This is a genomic window from Bacteroides sp. CAG:189 (assembly GCF_000432295.1).
Classification (GTDB): Bacteria; Bacteroidota; Bacteroidia; order Bacteroidales; family Bacteroidaceae; genus Bacteroides; species Bacteroides salyersiae.
Genome location: NZ_HF991053.1, coordinates 33096 through 55218, shown reverse-complemented (window position 1 = coordinate 55218; position 22123 = coordinate 33096). Strand labels below are relative to the sequence as shown.

At 41.2% G+C, this 22123-nt stretch carries 11 protein-coding genes; all 11 read right to left on the bottom strand.

What is annotated here, in order from left to right:
- The coding region (locus QVP90_RS07190) for a phosphodiester glycosidase family protein (protein ID WP_288204011.1) at window positions 1-2441 on the bottom strand (2441 nt) is incomplete at its 3' end.
- 69 nt (window positions 2442-2510) lie between these two features.
- A complete protein-coding gene (locus QVP90_RS07185; protein WP_021936052.1) occupies window positions 2511-5000 on the bottom strand; it encodes an Ig-like domain-containing protein in 2490 nt (829 codons plus the stop codon).
- Window positions 5001-5010: 10 nt separating this feature from the next.
- Window positions 5011-5865, bottom strand: a complete 855-nt coding sequence (locus tag QVP90_RS07180; RefSeq protein ID WP_007479052.1) for a PD40 domain-containing protein — start codon at window positions 5863-5865, stop codon at window positions 5011-5013.
- 16 nt (window positions 5866-5881) lie between these two features.
- Window positions 5882-8374: a phosphodiester glycosidase family protein gene (locus QVP90_RS07175; protein ID WP_021936051.1), complete on the bottom strand. Its 2493-nt coding sequence runs from the start codon at window positions 8372-8374 to the stop codon at window positions 5882-5884.
- Window positions 8375-8399: 25 nt separating this feature from the next.
- A complete protein-coding gene (locus QVP90_RS07170; protein ID WP_021936050.1) occupies window positions 8400-10844 on the bottom strand; it encodes a phosphodiester glycosidase family protein in 2445 nt (814 codons plus the stop codon).
- Between the two features lie 73 nt (window positions 10845-10917).
- Window positions 10918-13356, bottom strand: a complete 2439-nt coding sequence (locus QVP90_RS07165; protein ID WP_005926923.1) for a phosphodiester glycosidase family protein — start codon at window positions 13354-13356, stop codon at window positions 10918-10920.
- A 147-nt stretch (window positions 13357-13503) separates the two neighbouring features.
- On the bottom strand, window positions 13504-14958 hold the full coding sequence (locus QVP90_RS07160) for a T9SS type A sorting domain-containing protein (RefSeq protein WP_005926925.1): 1455 nt from the start codon (window positions 14956-14958) through the stop codon (window positions 13504-13506).
- A 52-nt stretch (window positions 14959-15010) separates the two neighbouring features.
- Window positions 15011-17830, bottom strand: a complete 2820-nt coding sequence (locus tag QVP90_RS07155; RefSeq protein ID WP_264380810.1) for a family 10 glycosylhydrolase — start codon at window positions 17828-17830, stop codon at window positions 15011-15013.
- A 72-nt stretch (window positions 17831-17902) separates the two neighbouring features.
- Window positions 17903-19561: a PKD domain-containing protein gene (locus tag QVP90_RS07150; RefSeq protein ID WP_007479054.1), complete on the bottom strand. Its 1659-nt coding sequence runs from the start codon at window positions 19559-19561 to the stop codon at window positions 17903-17905.
- 13 nt (window positions 19562-19574) lie between these two features.
- The gene (locus QVP90_RS07145; protein ID WP_005926933.1) at window positions 19575-20420 is read right to left on the bottom strand and encodes a hypothetical protein; all 846 of its coding nucleotides are present in this window, start codon (window positions 20418-20420) and stop codon (window positions 19575-19577) included.
- Window positions 20421-20447: 27 nt separating this feature from the next.
- Window positions 20448-22109, bottom strand: coding sequence for a SusD/RagB family nutrient-binding outer membrane lipoprotein (locus QVP90_RS07140; protein ID WP_005926935.1), 1662 nt, complete (start codon window positions 22107-22109; stop codon window positions 20448-20450).
- Between the last annotated feature and the right edge of the window lie 14 nt (window positions 22110-22123).

Here is a 22123-nt window from a genome sequence, read left to right as displayed (position 1 = left end):
TGTGTATCCCTCCTGCCATCTATCAATACAGACAAGAAGTATACCCCACTGTCCAATGAATGAAGGGGTACATTATATGTATATTTTCCGGCAAGCAAACGATTCGTAAGATGGCTCATAAGATTTCGCCCATCGGCTGTCCACAATGAAATAGAAGCCGTTCCCGCTTTTAATAAAGAATAATGTAAAATCGCCTCTCCACCAGAATAATTCAACCACGAAACAGCATCATCGACAAGAGTTTCAGAAACCCCTACCCCTTGAGATAACGGATAATGGGCCGTAAGGTCTTTAAAAGAGATTCTTGTATCGGTAAAGGTCATCCCCGGCTTAAGATAAAACTTCATACCGGTCAGGGTCAACGGATATTCTATAAGGTCTAATGGGATTCCGTTATCCATAAAAGATATGGAATACACAGAGTCAATCCCCCAGGCAGGTTCCAACCTCACCTTTTCAAAACTGACTTTTGTGTTCGAAGCAAAATCCAAGTAAAGTTCTTTAACCAGATCGTCTTTCACAAACATCCGAAAAGAAATAGAATCGGGCAAGCTATAAAAAGTCACAGGTTTGGTAAATTCAATATATGCCGAACGGCCGGTTTTAACATCAAATACCATATTGACCCCATTATCCCATCCTACCGGTAACCCGTAATTTTCAAACCTCAGATTAGAGAATGTACCAGTCGTTTTCATCGGCCATGACGCCATATCTGCAAAAGTCTCCTGTATCCTGTCTTCATCGGCGATTTCAACTTTTACCTTCACACACACACTCAAATCCTCCAAAGTACCTTGCAACTCTGTTTCGCCATTGGCCACTCCTTTTATTATTCCGGCTTCTACCCGGCAGCAATCCGGATTCGAAGAAGTCCAGATAAAAGCACTTGGGTCCAACTGATAAACCTTATTTCCCGATGTTGCATCAATCCTTATCGGAAATTCGCGATGACCGTCTATCAATAGACTTTGAGGATATGCCTGTACATCCGAAACCGGAGATACAAAAACATTCAGAATGGCTTCTTTCCCATCTTTTGATGCGATAATACGCCCTCCTGTAGTATTTAAAGCAGCATGAAATACCCCATCTGCATCCACGTATCCCATATCTTCCGGTATACACCGGTAAGTAAATCCCTGTCCGCCTTTCTCCAAAACTTTACCATATTCATTAAAAGATAAAAGAGTCAACGGATTCAATGACACAGCCGTTGTATGCAGGTTAGGAACTACAAAAGAGTAAGAAGCAACGGTCTCTGATTCCGGTTCAGTAGATACGACCAATAAAGCATCGGCTACCGGACGAATTTCTCCTCCACGCATCGGATAATTCAACATTTCATGATCAACTGCTATCGTTGCAGAACCGCCACTGTCAAAGTTGACAACATTCCAGGAGCCATGAGCTAACATCCAATTTGCAATGTCAATACAATTCACTCCAGGACTTTCTTTTGTCCCACCTTCCACAGTCACGATATACACCGTTTTTCCATCTTGAGACATGCCTGCCATTACCCGCGCAGAAACTTCGAACTCACGGCCATTCTCAAAATCATTGTATTCCCCATCGTGTAATTTCCCTTCGTAGGCAATGCTCGGATAACCATGAAAACCGGCAACAATATCCTTCAAAGGTTCACCGAATTTTCCTTTTACAAACTTCTGGGAAACAGCTATAACATCTCCTGCCTTAATTTTATTTTCAAAGCTTTGCACACTTTCATTTCTGGCATAGATTACATATTCGGTAGCCGATGTCTGTATCGGTGTATCAGAGACCTCCTGAACCTCGCATCGGATGTCATTACCGTTCACCGTCCAGGTATCCAACGGTTTTATCTTAATATACAAACCGGGGTCTGTCAGTATCCTGGAATTCATACGATTGAATAGAATACAATTACCTACCAGAGCCGTAGCACTCGAGTTATAATAATCTATATTTACTTCACTACCATCCTTCAAAAGAATTTTCGAGATCAAAGACGGATAAAACACAGCAGCAGTCTTTTCTTGTGAGATTGCAAAAATAGAGCGTCCGCTTCCGGAAGCAAAGGGTATCTCGCCATTGCTAATATTAACACCGATACACACCCCGGATTCATACACAAAGAAATCATGGTTGAATGCCGCACAAACGCGATGTCCCGGGTATGTATTGCTTCTTGACATACTCATCACGGTTTCCCGAGAGACATCGGGTACTTTATTGTGTGATTGCACTTGTTCTATTTGCGTATAAGGATTAGTAAGATCAATAGTAGTAACCCACATTAACACAGGCTTATCCCGATAAGCAATCTTTGTGTATTGTACACCGGCTCCCAACGTATAATGTTCCAATGTATCCGGAGTTCCCCATAAAGGTTCCTGAGCTCTCAAAGTCGGAGCAGAAATCAACAATGCCACATACAACAAAAATATATTCTTCATTTCCATCCTATAATTATAGATGAAGTGACGGCCGGCATACGCCTGCCGGTCGTCACCATAAAATCAACATCAATTTCCCACGAATATCTTTTGTGAAACAGTTCCCCCTGAGCTAAAACCGGCTTCCATTATACAAATGCCCTTTGGCAATCCGCCAAGACTCATTCGAGACGTATCCACATACCGCAGTAACTTGCCCGATAAAGAATACAATTTCATACATACGATTTCTTCACTATTCGCCACGACTTCATTGGTCTCGGCAATATAACTGAAAGAGAAAGTCGAAACCGTTTCAGACGTTATCGATGTCAATGTATTGTCGTAAACCAAGACATTATCTATATAAATAGTTCCGGTATTCGTCAAAGGCCGTTCTTTCTGCCTAATTTTCAAACCTGTAAATGTGTATGTCTTCCCCGCAGGCAAAGCATCTAAAGAGACCTCCACAAAACTCCAATCGCAGAAGGTGAGATCGGTCAGTTTGAGTTCCTGCACATCTCCGTCGGCAGAAGATAATTGTAGCCAAACTTCATTTCCCGTCAAATCACCCAAAATATGCATACCGATTGCCCGGGTTGCATCGACTGGGAATCCGGCCGTTGTCTGATAAGCAACCACCCCATTTGCCTCATCGGCCGCAAAGGTATATTTCAGCAGACAAGAAGCCGCCCCGAACAGCACTTTGGACGTATTCCGGGAGGTACTTGCAGAAGCCACTTCCACACTATTTTCCGAAGAGTAGGTAAAGGCACCCGTAGCCTCCATGTCCATTCCCACTGTTCGGTCCGTAACTCTTATATCTACCGCCTTAAACGTATAATCCATCGGTTCTACAATATCGATACCGTTCACATCTACCATATTGCGATCGATAACGACCCTATACGTTTCATTCTCAATCAATCCGCCCGAAAGCGTAAATGCCAAAGAACCGTAAGGAGCACTAACCGAATTTACCTTAATAGAACGAGGAACCTTAGATATCTCTTCTCCTTTAGAATCATAGATTTTAACAGCATCTCTTGCCAAAGTAGAATTCAACTTATTATCAAATCTGAATTCAAAAGGTGCACTCGTACCATAATTGACATATTCCATTCCAGGAGTCGGGTAACAGCCTAAAAGTTCCAGTTGATTGCGATTATTGGTGAAGAACTGAAAACTAAAGTCATTTTCCATCGACAGTTCGCCCGGATGTTTCAGACTTTTATCCAGTTTAACCGTATACAACGTCGAAATCTCATAAGGTTTATCCGGAGAAAAAATCATCCGATGCTGACTATCTTCAAACACAATGGAACCTTTCACCTCGGGAGTAATTGAAAATGCCGCTATGGCCGACTCTACATCCACATCCCAATTAAACTCAAATATGATTTTCGTATTACACTCCACCACTTCGTCTTCCCCGACCTGCGGAGAATAGTTGATCACCTCCGGGGGAGTCAAACGTTGCATATCCAGGCGTGCGTCCAAATAAGATGTCTCACCTGCCTTCACCTCCAGTTCATACGTCTTATCAAAATACTGATCAGCCGCCACATTTACCGTATATTTTCCGGGAGCCAGTTGCTTAAACACAAATACTCCATTATCTATATCATCTGTTGTATACGTCAGGTTTCCCGGATCCACGGTAACGACAGCATTGTTCAACGCCAACAGTTCATCTTTCGAATTTCTGATCTTGACATGACTTCCCATATCTTTATTCCTACTATCATGTACACTTCCTGCAATATTTCCCGTCGGAATGGTACCGGCATTAAATATTTCACAAAAAGACTTGTAGAAATGCCATGCTTCCAGCCACTTATATTCCATATTCATCAGGCGGCGGGTCTCAGGAATATAATCATGCATCGAGCCCTCTGATATACATCCGGGTACAGTCAACCCTCTCAACACACCGTATCCATTACTCCACCCCATAACGGTACGCCCAAATGTTTTATCGCCACGGACCGTATATTCGGATGCCCAACTATTCACCTCGTTTTCATAAAGATTCTTTGCAATCACCGTACTGATTTCTCTACTACGGTCCGAAAAAGGAGTGGCAGTAGGATATACATGAGTATCCCCAGGATCTACACCTGCGTATAGTTGTAATACATAATTCGTGACCCCGGCATTACTATGAATCGACAGCATATAATCCGCTTCGGCTTCGTTAGCCATCCGGACAATCTGTGTCAATGGAGTGTCGTCCGTATAGATAATAATCGGGTCCCCATCCTCATCCGTTACAATGTTGCCGGCCTCATCCGTCTTATAAACGGTGGGGTTATTTGACAAACGAGACATCACCACAGTAGCTCCCGCATTTTCAAGAAGCTCACGCAACTGTATTCCTTTATCAAAGTTACTCTGAGACTCCCAAAAACCATTCTGATCGCCCGGTTTGAATTTTCCAAATGGTATATTCCGGTCATCACTGTCAAATCCTCCATGCCCGGGGTTTACCAATATTGTTACTCCGGACAAATCTTGGGAATAGCCCTTATTTGCATTCAACAGAAAGAGAGCTATAATTAGATAACATATATGTTTCATAATACTCATATTACTTTTCCAATTCTAATACAATTATATCACCCTCCAACGTATTATAGGCTATTCTTCCACTCAACCTATTCACAGCAGGATACATCGCTTTCTCCGTAGATGGTACCAGTATCTGCCGTTGCTTGCCATCAGCAGAAACCATCACAACAGAAGATGAAATTATATAATCTCCATTATCCTTATCTACCATTCCAACGATTCGATCCCTATCATACCATACCGGTGCATTCAGATATCCGATCTCTGCAAGTACTTTTCCTTTTAAATCACACACATACGTTCCTTTACCTACGGCAGTAAAGAGTATTCTGTTTCCATCCGGAGACAAACTCCCCCACAAATATCTATCCGTTTTTTCCAACGGATGTAATACGTTTTTCAATCCATTCGTTTCAACGATCAGGCATAGTTTATCCGTATAAGCCGTCAGTGTATTGCCCATCGGGCTTCCTAAACGCTGCGCCGACAACGGACGCGCAGTCGCTGCATCTGCACAACGCACATTTTTTTCTTCTTTCCGCTGATAACACATCCATGTGTTCTGCTGGCGCATATTCACTTTCTCCGTGGCCCGATAGTAAACTTGTTCGCCATTCCGGTCAAAGGCCGGATTATATCCTGCACCGTCCACTTCGGTTATCACATCAGAGGTTTTACTCTTCAGGTCGTACAGGAATAGTCCCTTATAATTTTCGGAGGTATACAACAATTCCTTCCCGTCATTACTAAAAACAGGATAAAAGCCCGGTGTCTCTTTATTTATTTTATAACTCCGCTCTACCTTTACTAATTGGGCTTGAGCAAGAAAGACATTACAGGACAGTAATATCCACAAACAATAATTTTTCTTCATAAACCTATTTTTTAGATTAACGTTTCATGCATTTGAAAACAGCCGTTTCAGTCCCTTTATAAACTTTCAACAGATACATTCCCCTTTCGAGGCCACCATCATTCAATTTAAACTCACCTGTCTGACAAATACCCAGATTTCCCATTCTAAGCTTTCTTCCGGCAATCGAATAGATTTCATAGATTACCGGAACACCCTCATCCATAGCCAAATATAGATAAACACCGTCTGTACCATTCCATATTTTCATTTCATTGCTACCGGCTTCATCAGGCATCAACCCGACTCCCTGATCATCATAAATCAAAGTAAACTCTTTCAATTCAAATGTATATTCGGTACCCACACTATGTCCGGAAGCGTTCAGAGTAAATTTCAACGAATTAAATTGGAGAGGCCAGATAGCCATATCATTAGGATCCGTCACTATATCAGACACAGGCAAATAGATTTCATTATCCTCATTCGCCTTTATATCCGAGAATTCTTTAATGACAGCATAAGACTGATTATTCGGCAGGAGATCCAGTACGATTTTATTTAAAGGCAGTTCGTGAGGATTAAATACAATCTTCAATGCCTTAGGCAAACTATACAGGTTTATCTTCTTCGTCAATTGAAAATACGGAGAACGGGTTGTTGCATAGGTATAATTTATGTTCAGTCTATCATTTCCGCTCATCGAAATACCTTTCAAATTGGAAGTCAACTTCAACAAAGGATCGGTAAAGTCAATTGCCGGTAACGAACCTGCCTGTGGTATCTCGACATTCACCTTTAAAGAACCTTGAAAATCATTCATCGTACCGACTACTGTAGAAGTACCATTTGCAACTGCAGTCAATATGCCTTTCTCTATTTTACATACATTTTCATCGGCTACCACCCAATTCAAAGCATTATGATCAATCAATACCTTATTTCCCTCCAGTGTGGTTTGTACTTCGATCGGATAGGCTGTTCTTGCATCCAGAAGTACCGAATCCAGACGAATAGCCAAATCTGCAGCTTCTTTTACCGTGACTTCTTGAGCAACCTCCAAGTCACCGTAATGAGCTGTCAGAATACCGGAAGAAGCCGTTCCCGAAACAACAAAATTACCGGCATCATCAATATGCCCAAGTTCCGGAGAACAGGAGAATGTCACTTCCTCCAGATTTTCCTCCAAAAGGCGGTCATACCGGTTATATCCCATCACGACGGGTTTTATAATTCCATGTCTGGGCAACTCGAATTTATAATCCAAAAAACGTAAACGCTCAATCTCCGGAGATTCCTGAGACAAATCTACCACCAACCAGCCATTGCCTACGGCGCGTTCTTTTCCATCCGAAGGGCGATTGGCTACTTTGTTGTTTACTATTATTTCTGAAGAACCTCCTCCATCGAGTCCTATGGCATCTGCCGCACCCCAATGTTTCAAGATATCACATACCTCTGTTGTGGTCAAGCCTCTGGAAGTGGAAGTTTTCCCATCTGCCACCAAAAGATATACCCAGCGTTTATCTTTAGATGCTCCTACGGCCGTACGCGGATATGGAACAGCATTGTAACTTTCAGTCGTATTACGTTCGGTCAATACACCATCATACATCAATGCCGTATTTCCTCCTATCATTTGTTCTATTTCCGGGTACGTACCAAAGTTCACACAACGTATTCCCATATGAATGGAAATTTCCTGCCCTTCAGTCAAATTACGCAAAAAGGCCCTGGACTTTTCACTTGTTCCCGAGAGCACGCACTCATCGGCGGCAATCGGATTGCCCCCTTTGTTTTCAAGCCTCCGCCCGACTATACATTGAACAGGACTATTTACTTTCCATTTTTCCCCTGCGGCCAATTTCAAGTATACTTCCGTACGTTCTACCCCATACATCTCACTGAAGTTTTCATCCTGTCTGGTTCTCTCTCCTGCATAACGATTGAAGAAAGTCAAATCACAAGCATCACAATCGGCACGGGGGATGTTGACGTGCTGGAATTTATAAACTCCGGCATCCCCGGCATTCACTGTCCCCTCAAATTCCATATGGTCGAATACCGGAATATTATCGGCATCTATCGTAGCAAATCCCCACCAAGCATCCCGTGGTTCACGTTGTATCTCCCCATCTCTGATACTCCCCCCACGAGGAGCTCCTAATGGAAATTCCTTATGATCCGTTACGTTAAAGAAATCACCATTGATTCCACAATAAGCCTTATGCCCTTCATACGTCAGACGCTCACAGGCACGAGTCACCAATTCCGTCCCCGGTATGCTGTCATTAGCCAAAAATGTTTCGATTTTATTGTATGGATTTTGCATATCCAATTTCAAGATATAGGCATAAACCGGCATATCCGGAATATAAAGGGAGGTATAGACTGCTCCGGGGCCCACGACTTTATGTTCAAGGGTATCCACGTAATACGGTTTATCGGTAATCGTTATATATCCTCCGGCATAAACCCACTGTGCGCCGCAAAGCAACAGTAATCCCCCTAATATTTTTTTCATCTTCATACTATTAATGTTTAATATCTCTTTATTAATGATGAATAATAAGTTTGATAGTCTCTGTTTCACCATCCACTGTGATTTTCACCAAATAAGTACCATTATCCAGCCCGTTTGTCGGCAAAGCAAGATTTCTTCCATCGCATATTCCATAATTCCTGTAAGCAACCTGCCTCCCGGAAGTCGTATAGATTCTTAAATTTACACTCGACCGCCGATCCGTCTGTATATTTAAGAACGCCTCCCCTTTGGCCGGATTCGGATATACGGAAAAACGTTCCGCCTTTTCTTGCCGATCGAAGCCTACCGTCATATAATCATATACCATCATCATCTCTTTAATCTGTATCTTATTGGGCCCAACCGGATTATCAGATGTAAAAGCAAACCTCATTGAACGGAAATGTATAGGATATCCGGCCAAATCATCCACATCCGATAAAATATCAGAAATTTGTATACTGATCTCTTTATCTTCATTCTTGGGTATTTCCTCAAATTCATAAGGAGTATAAACCGACTTATCATTTGAACGCAGAGACAAAACGACCTTGTTTAAACCGGCATTTCCAGCATTTAATACCAATCGGATGGAAGTAGGCAGACTATATAGGCAAAAATCATTCGTCAACTCTATATATGGAGACCGGCCGGTACTATAAGTATACTCAACTCCATCCGGCACCAGTACTATATTCTTCAGATTCGAAGTACTTTTAACCGTCCATGAAGGTGTGCCCAACACAGGCATAGCCAATGTAGATTCAACCGGAATTTCAACCTTTACTTTCAATGTACATGAAAAATCGCCCAACGAACCATGAATATAAGTTACACCGTTTGACAGTCCTTTCAGTACCCCATTCGAAACCGAACACACAGAGGGAGCATCAATCTCCCATTGCAATAATTCCGAAGCAATCTGCTGTGTTTTACCTTCCACCTGAGCTAACAATTCGATGTGATACTCTGACTGATGATTCAGCAAAACAGAATCCAACCGCAATTTATAAACAGATTCGACCAAAGAAACCGGTACCGAAGTTTTCACTCCATTGTATTCCGCCGTCAATGTTCCGGTTCCGGCAACCTCTGACCCTACAAAATTTCCTTCGTCGGTAATGTGACCGATCTCCGGACTACAGGAAAACGAAACACCTCGCAAATCCTTATCCAAGAGATCGCCATATTTATTGTAAGCATAAACAACAGGCTTCAAAAAGCCACATGTCGGTAATGCATAAGATACCGGTGCAAAAGCCAATGAAGCAACTTCCCGATCAGCAGGAGCATTTGAGACAACCAACATGCCATTACCGACAGGACGCACAGCACCATCCGAAGGAGAGTTCTTGACTTCTCCGTTTACAATCATGACAGAAGACCCACCTCCATCCATATTGACCGCATTCCAAGCACCGATACCTTTGAATATATCACCAAACTCAAAAAGTGTAACTCCCCTTGAAATACTTTGCCGCCCGTCTACTTCGACTAAATAAACTTTCGTACTGTCTTTGGAGAATCCAATCCCGGTACGGGGATTGGCCGATTCATCACCTTCATAACGTTCTCCGTTTCTTAATAGAATATGGTCGCTCCCTCCCATCAACTCCTTAAAGTCGGATAAATCCCCTGGGTTATTTCTCAAATCAGTCTTAAGATTTATAACCAGTTCGTCGCCCGTTCGCAAAGTTTTCAAGAAATCAGAAGAAACCCCTCGCCCATGCAACACGGCCTTTCCTTCCGGAATCAGACTGAAACCTTTATTTTCCGTAACTTCTTCCACAATACAAGTTATCTCCTTGTTCGCAGAAAAGAAAAAAGTTTCTCCCTTCCGGGGAGTTATAACGACTTTCGTACCCTCTTTTATCCCGCTGGTATGTGTTCCATAAGCATTGGTGTAGAGTGTAAGCAAATCCGTCACTTCCGGCTCCCATTCCAAACGCTGCATATTGACCGTGTGTAACCGGGTCGTCTGATTTTTACTCTTCACTGTTCCCGAAAAATCAATCCGATCGATATAAGGACGGTTATCTTTATCCAGAACAAAAGCAGCCCGGCCCACAGGATTAGTTATACATTCATTAGCCGTAAATTGCCCGCTACGTGGTATACCGATCTCTACCGGATTAATAAAAAAATAGAAATCACCATTGGTCGCCGCAAAAACGCTATGTCCTTCGGTCGATTTACGTAAAGCCATACTGGTAGGGCGTTCGGTTGCCACAGCACTGTCTCCGCCCAGGCATGTCTCCAACATTACATTCGGATTCTTCAAATCAATCTCGAGTACATGAATTTTTAAGGGAAATTCCGGTAAATCAACATAAACATACTCCGTACCGGGCCCTACCCGATGTTTATAAATTAATGTGTCGATACGATAAGGCTTATCGTTTATCGTTATGTACTCCTGGGCAATCAGGCAAGGGCCTAAAAGTAATAAAAACAATATAAGTAGTATATTCTTCATTCCAATTATACTTATCGGTTAAAACAAGGTGATTTCTCCCATTTTACCACAATAAAATGGGAGAAAAAGAAACTCATCTTACAATCAATTTCAGAGTTTCACACTCACCGTTATCCATACAAACTTTTACCAAATAGAATCCTGATGCCAAATTAGCAACCGGAATTTCCAACACACCTCCTTTTATATTATCAGCAGGAACAACATTTTGCAGTTGTCCTTCCGAATTAAATACTGAAACATCCGTTATACTCAACTCGTCCGTTTTCAATGCCACATAAGCCCGCCCATCGACAACCGGATTAGGATAGACCACTAACGAAGAGAGTAACTTTAAAGAAGAAACACCTACAGATACCTGCTCATAAACCAACTCCATATTTTTAATCTGAATCACATTCTCCCCGATCGGATTTCCAGATGCGACAAACGGAAATTTTATAGAATTAAAATGTACAGGGAATAATGCATGCTCTACTGTCTCTTTCGAAAACCATTCTTTCATTGACAATAAAATCTCCGTATCTGCATTCTTAGACAACTCATTGTTATATTCATAGATAGAACTGGAGGTTGCCAAATTCTCCTTACCGGAAACAACTACTTTCGAAATAGCAGCATTCCCCGGATTAATAACGAAACGAATCGCCTCGGGCAGGCTATAAAACTCAAAAGCATTTATCAATTCGATATAAGGAGAACGTCCCGAAGAGTATGTATACTTTATACCATTATCAAGCAATTGGATATCCTTTATATTTGAGCTTGATTTTACGCTCCAGGAATCTTCTTTCAAAGGTAAAAGTGTAGCTGTATGCGCCTCAGGAATCTGAACTCGTACTTTCAAACTACATTTCAGATCATCCAAAGTGCCGTGAATCAACGTTTCACCGTTTGAAAGGCCGTTGAGCACTCCGTTATCTACCGTACAAATAGCAGGATCATCTGCCGTCCATGTCAATGCATAAGGAGCTAAAGGATATTTCTTATCGCCGATAAATGCATTCAGTTCAATCGGATAACCGGCAAAACCGTCAACGATTACAGAATCCAGTCGAAGTGCGATCGATTCCTCTTTCAAATATTTAATACGTATAAATGTTTCCAATTGATTCCACTTCACCTTTATCAATCCATTCTGGCTACCATCGGCAAAGAAAGTCCCGTCATCTTTTATAGTCCCCACTTCCGAATCGCACTCATAAATTACATTCTCCACATTCAGATCGATCAACGTACCATATTTATTATAGCCATAGATAACCGGAGTAAATGAACCGTATTTAGGTAGTGCTACCACCTGCTCAAAAGGTAATATCTCCGCAACCTGATTATCGGTTTCTGCAAGGTTAACAGCAAAGATTCCATTCGAAACAGCACGTTCGCGACTATCGCTCGGCTGGTTCATCAAACCGAATTTTTCTACATAAAGGCCACTCGACCCACCACCGTCCAGATTTAAGGCAGTAGCAGCACCGGCACTCTTCATTATATCTGCCAGATGCTTGGTAGTCACTCCGCTCGAAATGGAAGAACGGCCGTCTACTACACAAAAATAAATTTTATTACCATCAGCCGAATAACCGACAGACGTACGCGGATGACGTTCCGCCCAATCATTTTCCTGCACAATACCATCTTTCAAAATAATCCGGTCGCCTCCCACCATAGCCGTAATCTGGGAAGCCCTTCCTCCCGTCTTATCCACACCGATAAAAAGAGTGATTTCATCACCTTCTGATAAAGTTCTCAATGGTTCGGCGGCAGTACCGTGCCCGGACAAGACAGCATGTTGCGGCAAAATATACATATTGCCTTTACCCTCAACAACACTCACCACTTTTGCTTTCAAAGTTTTATTAATGCCCCATTCCGTACCCGGTTGTAATTCCACCAGTACCTCCACGCCATATGCATTAGTATGTGTATAGTTTCCGTTTAATGTATTATATAGTATTAACTGATTTTCTTTTCTACCTGTATTCATCCCGTTTATCGGATAATCTTTTCCATCTATCGAACAAACACTGTTAGTAAAAAGCATGTTATCGATCAAAACTTCTTTTCCGGAAAAAGCCAGATGCGGAGTCTGCGCCGGAGTCCGTCCCATTTGTCCTTCAACAATACTCCCATGAACCGGATAACCGATGTCTCCGGATGTTGCAAAAAAATCCGCATTTGTCCCTCCAAAATAGACTTTTCCCTCCTTGCTCTTTCGTTGGGCCATCGAGGTTATCCCTTCACAAGTTATCAAAGAGTCTTTTCCATGTACAGCTTCAAAAGTTATGTAGGGATTCGTCGCATCTACCTCCAGAAAAAAAGTCCGGAGTCTGACACTGGAAGTATAATAATGCAGAGCAGTATAATAAGAGCCGGGACCTACCTTAAAGTGGCTCAAAGTATCAACTTGATATTCTGTCCCTCCAATCATGATAGTAGTCTGAGCACGACCGGCATTATCATAATTCAGAAATAGAAAGAAAAATAATAGCAGTACTGATAGTTTTTTCATAATTTTATTTTTCAAGCTAAAAGAAAAAGAGATAAAAAAAGAGCTGCATCAAGTAATTACATACCTGTCTTCAACAGTATATTTTTACAGATACAGCTCAATGTTTCAAAGGATCTCATTGGGGGATGAGATGCTACGAAGGGTCATTTATTCAACAACAACCTTGGTATTCAAGACATTTCCGGCATTCTCAGCCTTCACGATATAAAGTCCCGGAAGAACTTTAACAAAGGTAGTATTTGCCTTTTCTACAATCTTCCGTCCTAACAGATCATACACCTCGATATCCGCATTTTCAGTCAGTACAATCTCTCCCTTGGTTGAAGTCACCCGCAAAGTAGGCACTTTATTGCCTTGCAAACCGACCGGTACACGATCCGGGTGAAGCTTATCCAATACTGAAGCCAGACCAAAATCATAAGCTACCGCACCGCCACGATTACAATAAATCACAATACGTGCAATACCGGCGGCTTCATCTACTATCACGCGAGGAAGAACCGTACGTTCAGGATTTGAAATATTACCCATACCCTGTGCCGGCAGATTATAAACCAATTTCATAGATGAAAATTCCATTGCATCATTCAAAGACACCAGACGCAATCCTGTCTGAATAGCATCCAATTGGTTAGAAATGCTATAAACAGCATAATTGACTCCACCCAATGAGAACTCCGCTACACCATTATTTCCGGCACTCATCGGCTGGATAGCATTTCTGGTTGCCTCGTCTGCGATACTGGCAAAACTATCGGCAATAGTACCATCCATATTATAAAGAGTGGCAAAAGAAGAAAAAGCATCCATATAAAACAGATCTTCATTAACCGGACAAACACGTGTTCCGTAACTATTGGAAACAGCACTGGACGGATAGTAGGCCGTAATAAAAATCTGATCCGATTCATCCTGTGGCTGAAGTACACCGCCGACATAACGCCATCTCAAAACCGTCTTACCATATAATTCATCACCATTGGATGTTGCAGAGAGAAGGTATCCATCGCCATTTACCACATCGCCGTATACCCCGAAATAGTCAAAACGTCCCTCAAGTCCTTCAACTGTAGCACTCAATATATTCTTCACACTACCGTCTTCCAGATTTACAGCCCAACATTCGGCCGGAGACACGCCAATATTCGTACTCATTCTCCACAGCAACACATTACCGGCAGCATCCACCTGAATGTCATTGGCCTCATTATCACGAAGGATCGGATCCCCCTTATCGTCATTGCCATGATTCCAGATATCATCACTCACCTTTACTACTTTCTCCTTCTCACCGGTCAATGCACTATACACAATAATTTCGATTGTCGAACTGACAAGTTTATCATCCACCTTTACGTCAGTTCTGTTAGGAATCAACATTTTTGTTCCATCGGCAGTAATAGCCATTCCACGAGAGTTTGCACCAATCGTTCCATAACTTTGATTACCCATGGCGGTATACCATCCCCACAAAGGGTAAATACCATATTCCTCAACATTCGGATACAAACTAAGATCTTCCTGACCCACTTTCGGGCCATCTTGAGCATTCACTGTAATAGCTCCTAACATAAAAGCAGCTCCAAGTAATAACTTTTTCATAATACCATTTTTTTTAATTAAACATTAAGTGAAAATATTCCAGTTCCAAGAATTAATTCAATAATTTCAAGGTCCATAATTGTCCGTTCAGAACAACTCTCAATAGATAAATACCTTTGGGAAAATCACCCAAATTCAAGGCGATTTCTGTTTGTTCGTCAACAGACCGATTAAGGCAATAGGTTCTTCGTTCATTTCCCACAACGTCAAAGAGAGAAACAGAAAGAGTATTTTCGCCGGTTACAACATTTACTTTCAATAACTGATGGACACCGCTTCCCAGAACCAATACCTCTTGAACTGCCTGTTCCGTAATAACCGATGTAGTACCCAACCAATTAAATTTAACTACCGGCGACCAATCCGTCTGACCGTCTTTATAATTCGCTCTTACTTTCACATAATAGGTTCCGGTAGCCAGATTTCCATAATCTACTTCATATTTAAAAGCAGCAGAACTTCTGGAGGTAGTTCCGCGAATCGGGAAACCCGGATCTTTAGACAAATGTGCCTGAAAACCGGTAGCATAAATATTCTCGGCCCACTTTATCAAAACCGTATTCCCCGACAAATCTCCTTCGTCTACCGGCGAAACAATTACAGGTACATCAGGATAAACCATTTTCGTGGTGAAGCTCACAGCGCGGGTTTCCACCTCCTTTTCATTCAATATGGCTTTTACTTTCACATAGTAGGTGGCCATTGGTAATAAAACTCCTTCCGGAACAGCCGCCGTCCCCCTATCAATCAATTCCTCCGAATAAAGTATCACTTTATCATCAAAAGTATATTCGGAAGCTACCAAAACGATGTACTTCGTATGAGTGCTATCAAAAGTTCTCCACTCGATCACAGGAGCCACCTCTGTATCTACACTTCCCATTTCCGGAGAAGTAACGGCAAACATGACTGGAATAAAAGGTTTACTTGAGGATACCGCATCCTTATATCCCGCCTTATGAGTAACCACCCGCCAATAGTAAGTTTTGCCTGATTCGAAATCTGGTATCAGATTCGTAGACAGTTCATTTCCATCTATATTTTTACGACTATGTATGATTGTGAAATTTTCATCTTCAGCTATTTCCAGCGTATACCAATCGGCAGCAACAGCTTCCCATGTGAAATCAAACGGAGTCATAACCGACTTACCATCCACCGGATAAGTAAGAGTAGCGGGAATTCCATCTTCCTGTTCTTCCTTATTCATAACCACAGGTGTATATTCATTTCCGTATCTATCAAAAACCGCTACGGCAAATGTTACCGAACTCATATCTACTGATTCAGGAATTACAAAGGAATTCGTATACGAAGTTCCCAATAAATAACGTGAAGATTTAAATACATCCGGTTCCGAAATTTTATCTGTTGGAATGCCATATATCGTATAGCGCACATTTTCATTCGATGAAGCCCAATGAAGTACCCCCCTGTTTAAAGTAATCGAAGAAACAGGAGTCACTTCCGGAGCCACCTTCCAATCAATGGCTGGTACCAAGGCTTTTTCCGCATACCAATATTTCTGTAAATAAGGAATTACTCCCTGTACGTTTATGATATACTGGGTAGAATAAAAAGCACTTCCCGGCGCCCCGTCATTCGAACTCTTCCGGTTACAATCAATTTGCAATCCCAGTTCCTCGGGAGAAATGGAGGCACGGGTTTTCACAGAAAGCTTTTGGTTTTGATTCCAAATCATACTCTCTATATTTGAAAGTCCTGTGGGCATTTCCGCATCATCGCCATCCTCTAAAAGAGACCGTGTATAAGAAGAGGGTTGAATACCACTTACACTATGACTGCTATAAAAATGTCTTTTAAAGCTAAATGCCAAATCAGACCACCACGGACAAAGTACTCTATAGTCTTGTTTCGGATAAGTAGTAGGCCAATACAATTGCGGAGATATATAATCTACCGTACCTTCCTTCAGCCATGCCACCGGATCACAATATATTTCATCGTACATATTTCCACCGCTTATTCCCGGAGGTAACACAATACCTTCTTTTTTAGCAGCTTCCGAATCGGTAGTCCATATGCCGAACGGAGAGATCCCAAAAGTAACATAAGGTTTGGTTTCCTGAATCATATGATATACCGAAGCCACCATCTTTGCAATATTTTCTCTTCGCCAATCGGCTAAAGATTGGTTTTCCGGTTTATATTTTTCTTGGGAATCCAAATCCAAATCTTCGGGTGTCCCGCCATAAGCATAGAAATAATCATCAAAAACAATCCCGTCCACATCATAATTAGAAACCACCTCCTTCACAATATCTGTAATACGCTGACGAACTTCCGGTACAGCAGGATCCATAATTGCATTATATACCCATTTCCCATCCGAATTCAGATAGGGAGGATATGTCAATATCCAGTCAGGGTTCGTCTTTCTATAATCTCCCGCTTCTCCGTCCCAATAAGTAGAAGCAGTAGAAAAGCGATAAGGATTCATCCAGGCATGTACCTCAATACCACGTTTGTGCCCCTCTTCTATGACAAACTCCAACGGGTCATATCCCGGATCCATACCACGGGTTGCCACCAAATCTGAAGACCACGGTTCATAAGACGACTTATACATGGCATCGCATCTCCCTCTTATCTGAAAAAAGACGGTATTGATATTGGCAGACTCTAACTTATCCAGCATATCAGTCATCAGTTTTTTCTGTGCATCAATCTGGGCTTTATCACCAGTTTTTGTTATTCTTATCGTAGTAGCAGGAGTGGTAGAAAAATCTTTCGGCCAATCCAAAGACCAGACTGTAGCCAACCAAGTGGCACGCATTTCCCTTTTAGGAGCCTGCGCACTTATCGCCATAACAAAGCAACAGAAAAATAATATTGAGTATAGATATTTCATATATATCATTTTAAGTAGTCATTAAAAGATGCACCGGTTATACTGGTATGATAACCGGTACACTTTTATTCATTAAAATAATTTTGATTTTTTATTATTGATTGCTACACCATATATTTCAACACCTTCCAGCACGGTTTCCACTTTGTAGGCAGATGTTTCCGAATCATAAAAACAACGCATCAAACCAGATCTTACAGAGGAAGAAGGATCTGCACGGAATCCAAAATAAACAGAGCCGTCTTCCGGATCCAAAACCATCTGACAAATGTCGACATACTCACTGGTGCTACCTTCGCTATCAGAGACAAGCTCCTGTACGAGATAGTCCTTGATTTTATTTTGTAGTGGAGCTTCCCCCGCCGATTCATTAGGAATATCCGCCATCGGTATAGCATAAATGCCACTGGTTGCCCCTTCACGAACAGCAAAAAATACCATTTGGCGTTGTTCGTCGATAGCCAATGACTTAATAAATAATCCACCAGCCGTTATTCCACTTGCAGGAATATCAGAACCTCCTATATCCGAGTCTTTAAAACGGAATATTCCCAAGTTGTTATAGGTTTTAGGCCACCACCAGGTTCCATCGTTTAGTCGTGTGAACGAAGTATTCATAGCTCCCCAACCAAATCCCTTATCATAGTATCCTAATGAAGTGTTCTGTACAAAATAAGCATACTTATCATTGGTTATATCCATTTGCAGGTTTCGTTCAGTCAAAGCCAAACGGCGAATACCTGTATTTCTATCAGAATAATACAACATTTGCTGGCTTTCATTTATATACCCGAAATGTGGGTCATTAAAAGCTGTTCCCTGATTATTCGTCATCATCGTTTCTACAGTACTGCCATCTCTCGATATTACAGAGATCTTACCATCACCCAAATTTTCATCTACATCATCTATATAGCCGATTTGTTTTCCCGCATCCAGGACATAAAGCAGCGAATCTGAAAATAAAATATTAAAAGGATGTTGCCCGGATTTCACTCCCAGATCAAACGGATATACTTTTATATTCTCCGGAACATCTCGTATCAGCTTCAATGCATGTAAATTACCTTTTTTCACCGCATAATAAAGTGTTTTAACCTCCTCGGTATATCCTACAGGAATCTTAATCACTCCTTCCTGTAGGGCACGTCCACCCAGTCTCACCTTCAATACGACTTTTTGTGAACCTACATTCAAGAATTTCATTTTACCCGGATTTTCCTTATCGGAGGTGCTCAAAGGATTCATATTTTCATCAACTGTCCCTTCTGGAAACACCCACTCATATTCCACAGTCTTATTATCCGGATTCGGTAAGTCCACTGAAAGTTCCACAAAAGTTTTATTAACCTCACATATTCCGTCTATCTCACCCATCGATACTGTCGGAAATATATCGCTGATAAAAATTTTGTTCACCCTTTTCCCACCATTTTCAACGGTGAGAGATACATTATAATTTCCCGCCACTTCGTATTTATGGATTGGATTTTCTTCATTGGAAACAGGAGTACCATCACCAAAATCCCAAGTACAGGCGCCTTTTACAACCGACGTGTTTGTAAACTGAATCTGAGATCCTACCAAATAATCAATTTTATAATCACCGATAACCTCGTACTTAAAATTCACATCGTCACTCGGAAATGTTTCAATATCCGGATCATTCTCTACACAAGCATAACATATAAATGAAAATGCCAATATCAATATATATTTAAGATGTCTCATAGCTCAATCAATATTAAATAAGGTCTATTTCTTTTTTTTCTGAAACTCCTATATTACCAGCCTTATCAAAAACCTTATAAGCCGCATTCAGTTTATACGCTTTCAGATACTCCAATTTATAAATCATGTTACTCTTATCAAAAGTCAGTTCCTCAAAAGGTATTGCAAAATACTTCCCCTTTACATACTCTTTGGAATCATCTTTTATAAAATATTCCATCTGCTGACTATTTTCATCAAAAACCGAATCTGTACAGTTTCTAAACTCATCGGTAGTCATGACTTCTAAATCCACCATCAACTTTCTGAAATCAGAATATTTTTCTTGCTTTTCCAATTCAACATACAAATCACGCTGAAATACAGTTGCAAAAGTATCCGGAAACAACGTGGCATATTTTTCGGCATCGAACTCCGTTATTTCCGACCATTCTATCGGCTTCAAAGTGTTACTGGAAGGAAAAGAGGCCGTAGTCACATAGGCCCTTTTATCCGAATTCCAGAACTCTTCTTTAAACTCATAAGAAGCGATCTTTTGGAATTCACGAATCAAAGAAGTCACATCCACACTTTTGGTATACGTGAATGTCACACTCGGACAAGTTGCTTCAAGGGTTATATGTTCATTAACATCATACCATACCTCCATATGATCAATATCAATGTTTTCACTACTGTAAAATTGCGCTGTAAAGGCTACATTACTACCCGCAGATACCGTACTTGAAGGGATTTCCCAATAAGTAGTCGGGGTCACATGACCTATACTTGCCCAATCATCTACCGGATCATTCTTCTCACAGCTACAAATAACCATAGCCAAAAGAGGAAGTAATATCAATATTTCTTTCGTCTTCATTTCTGTATAATTTTATTATCCCAATTTCTATTTATGACTCCCGTTATTAATAGCCCAAATCATAGGTTTCTTCAACCACTCCGGATTTTTATAAGCACCTAAACGCTCCAGTTCTGCTCTATTATACTTTTCTTCTGTTTCCGGATCATAATTCAAACGCTGTATCCAGACATCAGCCAAAGTCCCATCCGGATTATAATCAATACACCAATACGGTTCATACAAATTATAGGGACGTTTAAGAGTCGGATAAATAGTAATGCCATCGTAAGTAATGCCATTCTTGTCATTGCTATAATTGTAGCGACGCATATCCGTCCAGATTTCCGGTTGTAAATACATACATACATATTTCTGACGCATAATATGTCCGATATTGAAATCCGTCTCCGGTAAATAAGCTACATCTTTCAGATAATTTCCTGTATACTTAGGATTACAATTAAAACGTTCGAAACTTTTTTCCACAGCTTTTACAGTCCATTCTCTGGAACCTGTTTTATCACCCTTCCAATACAACGCTTCTGCTTTTATCAACATCAATTCTTCCGTTAAGAATAAAGGTATATATCCGTCATTTTTGGTATAAGGATTTACTGTTTCATCAGTGGTATTCAATGGAGAAGCACAGTATAAATCCGGATAATGACTTTCTTTTGCAGAAGCATCCATACCTATATTGCATTCCAGATAGCGAAACGCCGTTCTTCCGTCAGCTCCTTTCCGAGGTTTCATCAAAGCCTCCATACGCGGATCTTTCGCATATCCGGTTCTGGGATTTACCGAAGCAAAAATTCCGAACATATCGTCCATCAAATACTTCGAAGGAATGGTTTTATCCAAATCATTCGAACGACTTTCCCAACCGCCAATCTTGGGTTTTGCAGGTCCCCATGGAGAATTTGCCTCTCCGACTCCTCCATCAAACTTATAAATCGGTTCTTCCCAATCTTCCGTTAAAGCAGCGTCTACAGCAGCAATAATTTTTTCACAAGCAGCCTGATTATTATCCCAATTAGGCAATTTACGAAGTAAAATACGCGCTTTTAATGCATATGTAAATTGTCTCCATTTCTTCAAATCACCCGAATAAATACGGTCCATCTGTCGGGTTATCGCAATATTGGCCGGATTCCCCGTAACAGCAGCATTGTTGTATTGGGCCAATAAATCGTCCACCTCTGTTAACATCCACTGATAAATAAATTCCTGCGTATCATACTTTGAAGCAGTTGCCTGATAAGCTTCCGTCAATGGCATATCACCAAAGGCATCTGTAGTCAGTTGAGTAGACATTAAACGAATGGTACGCCCTATCAAAGGAAAATTCGTATACCCTGCTTCTTCGGCAGAAGCAATCATTTCGTTAAAATTCACACCTATATCATAATAATGTCTGCGCCATTGAGGATGACGATTCATAGAAAGAAACTCCCATCCACCTTTATATGCCGTTGAGTTGACCTGACTCCTGCCACCCGTGGTAAATGCCTGAGCCAAATACATATTATATTCTGCATGATCGTAGTTTGTCTGAGCAGCATAAAAAGTCAAAACAGGCAATATTAAATCGGCAGAGACACCAGACACCGTATCGTCACTCCTATTAACATCCAAGTAATCATCACAAGATGTGAATAAGATAGAAGTACACAAAAATGCATATATCAAATTACTAATTTTTTTCATAATTCCTATACAGT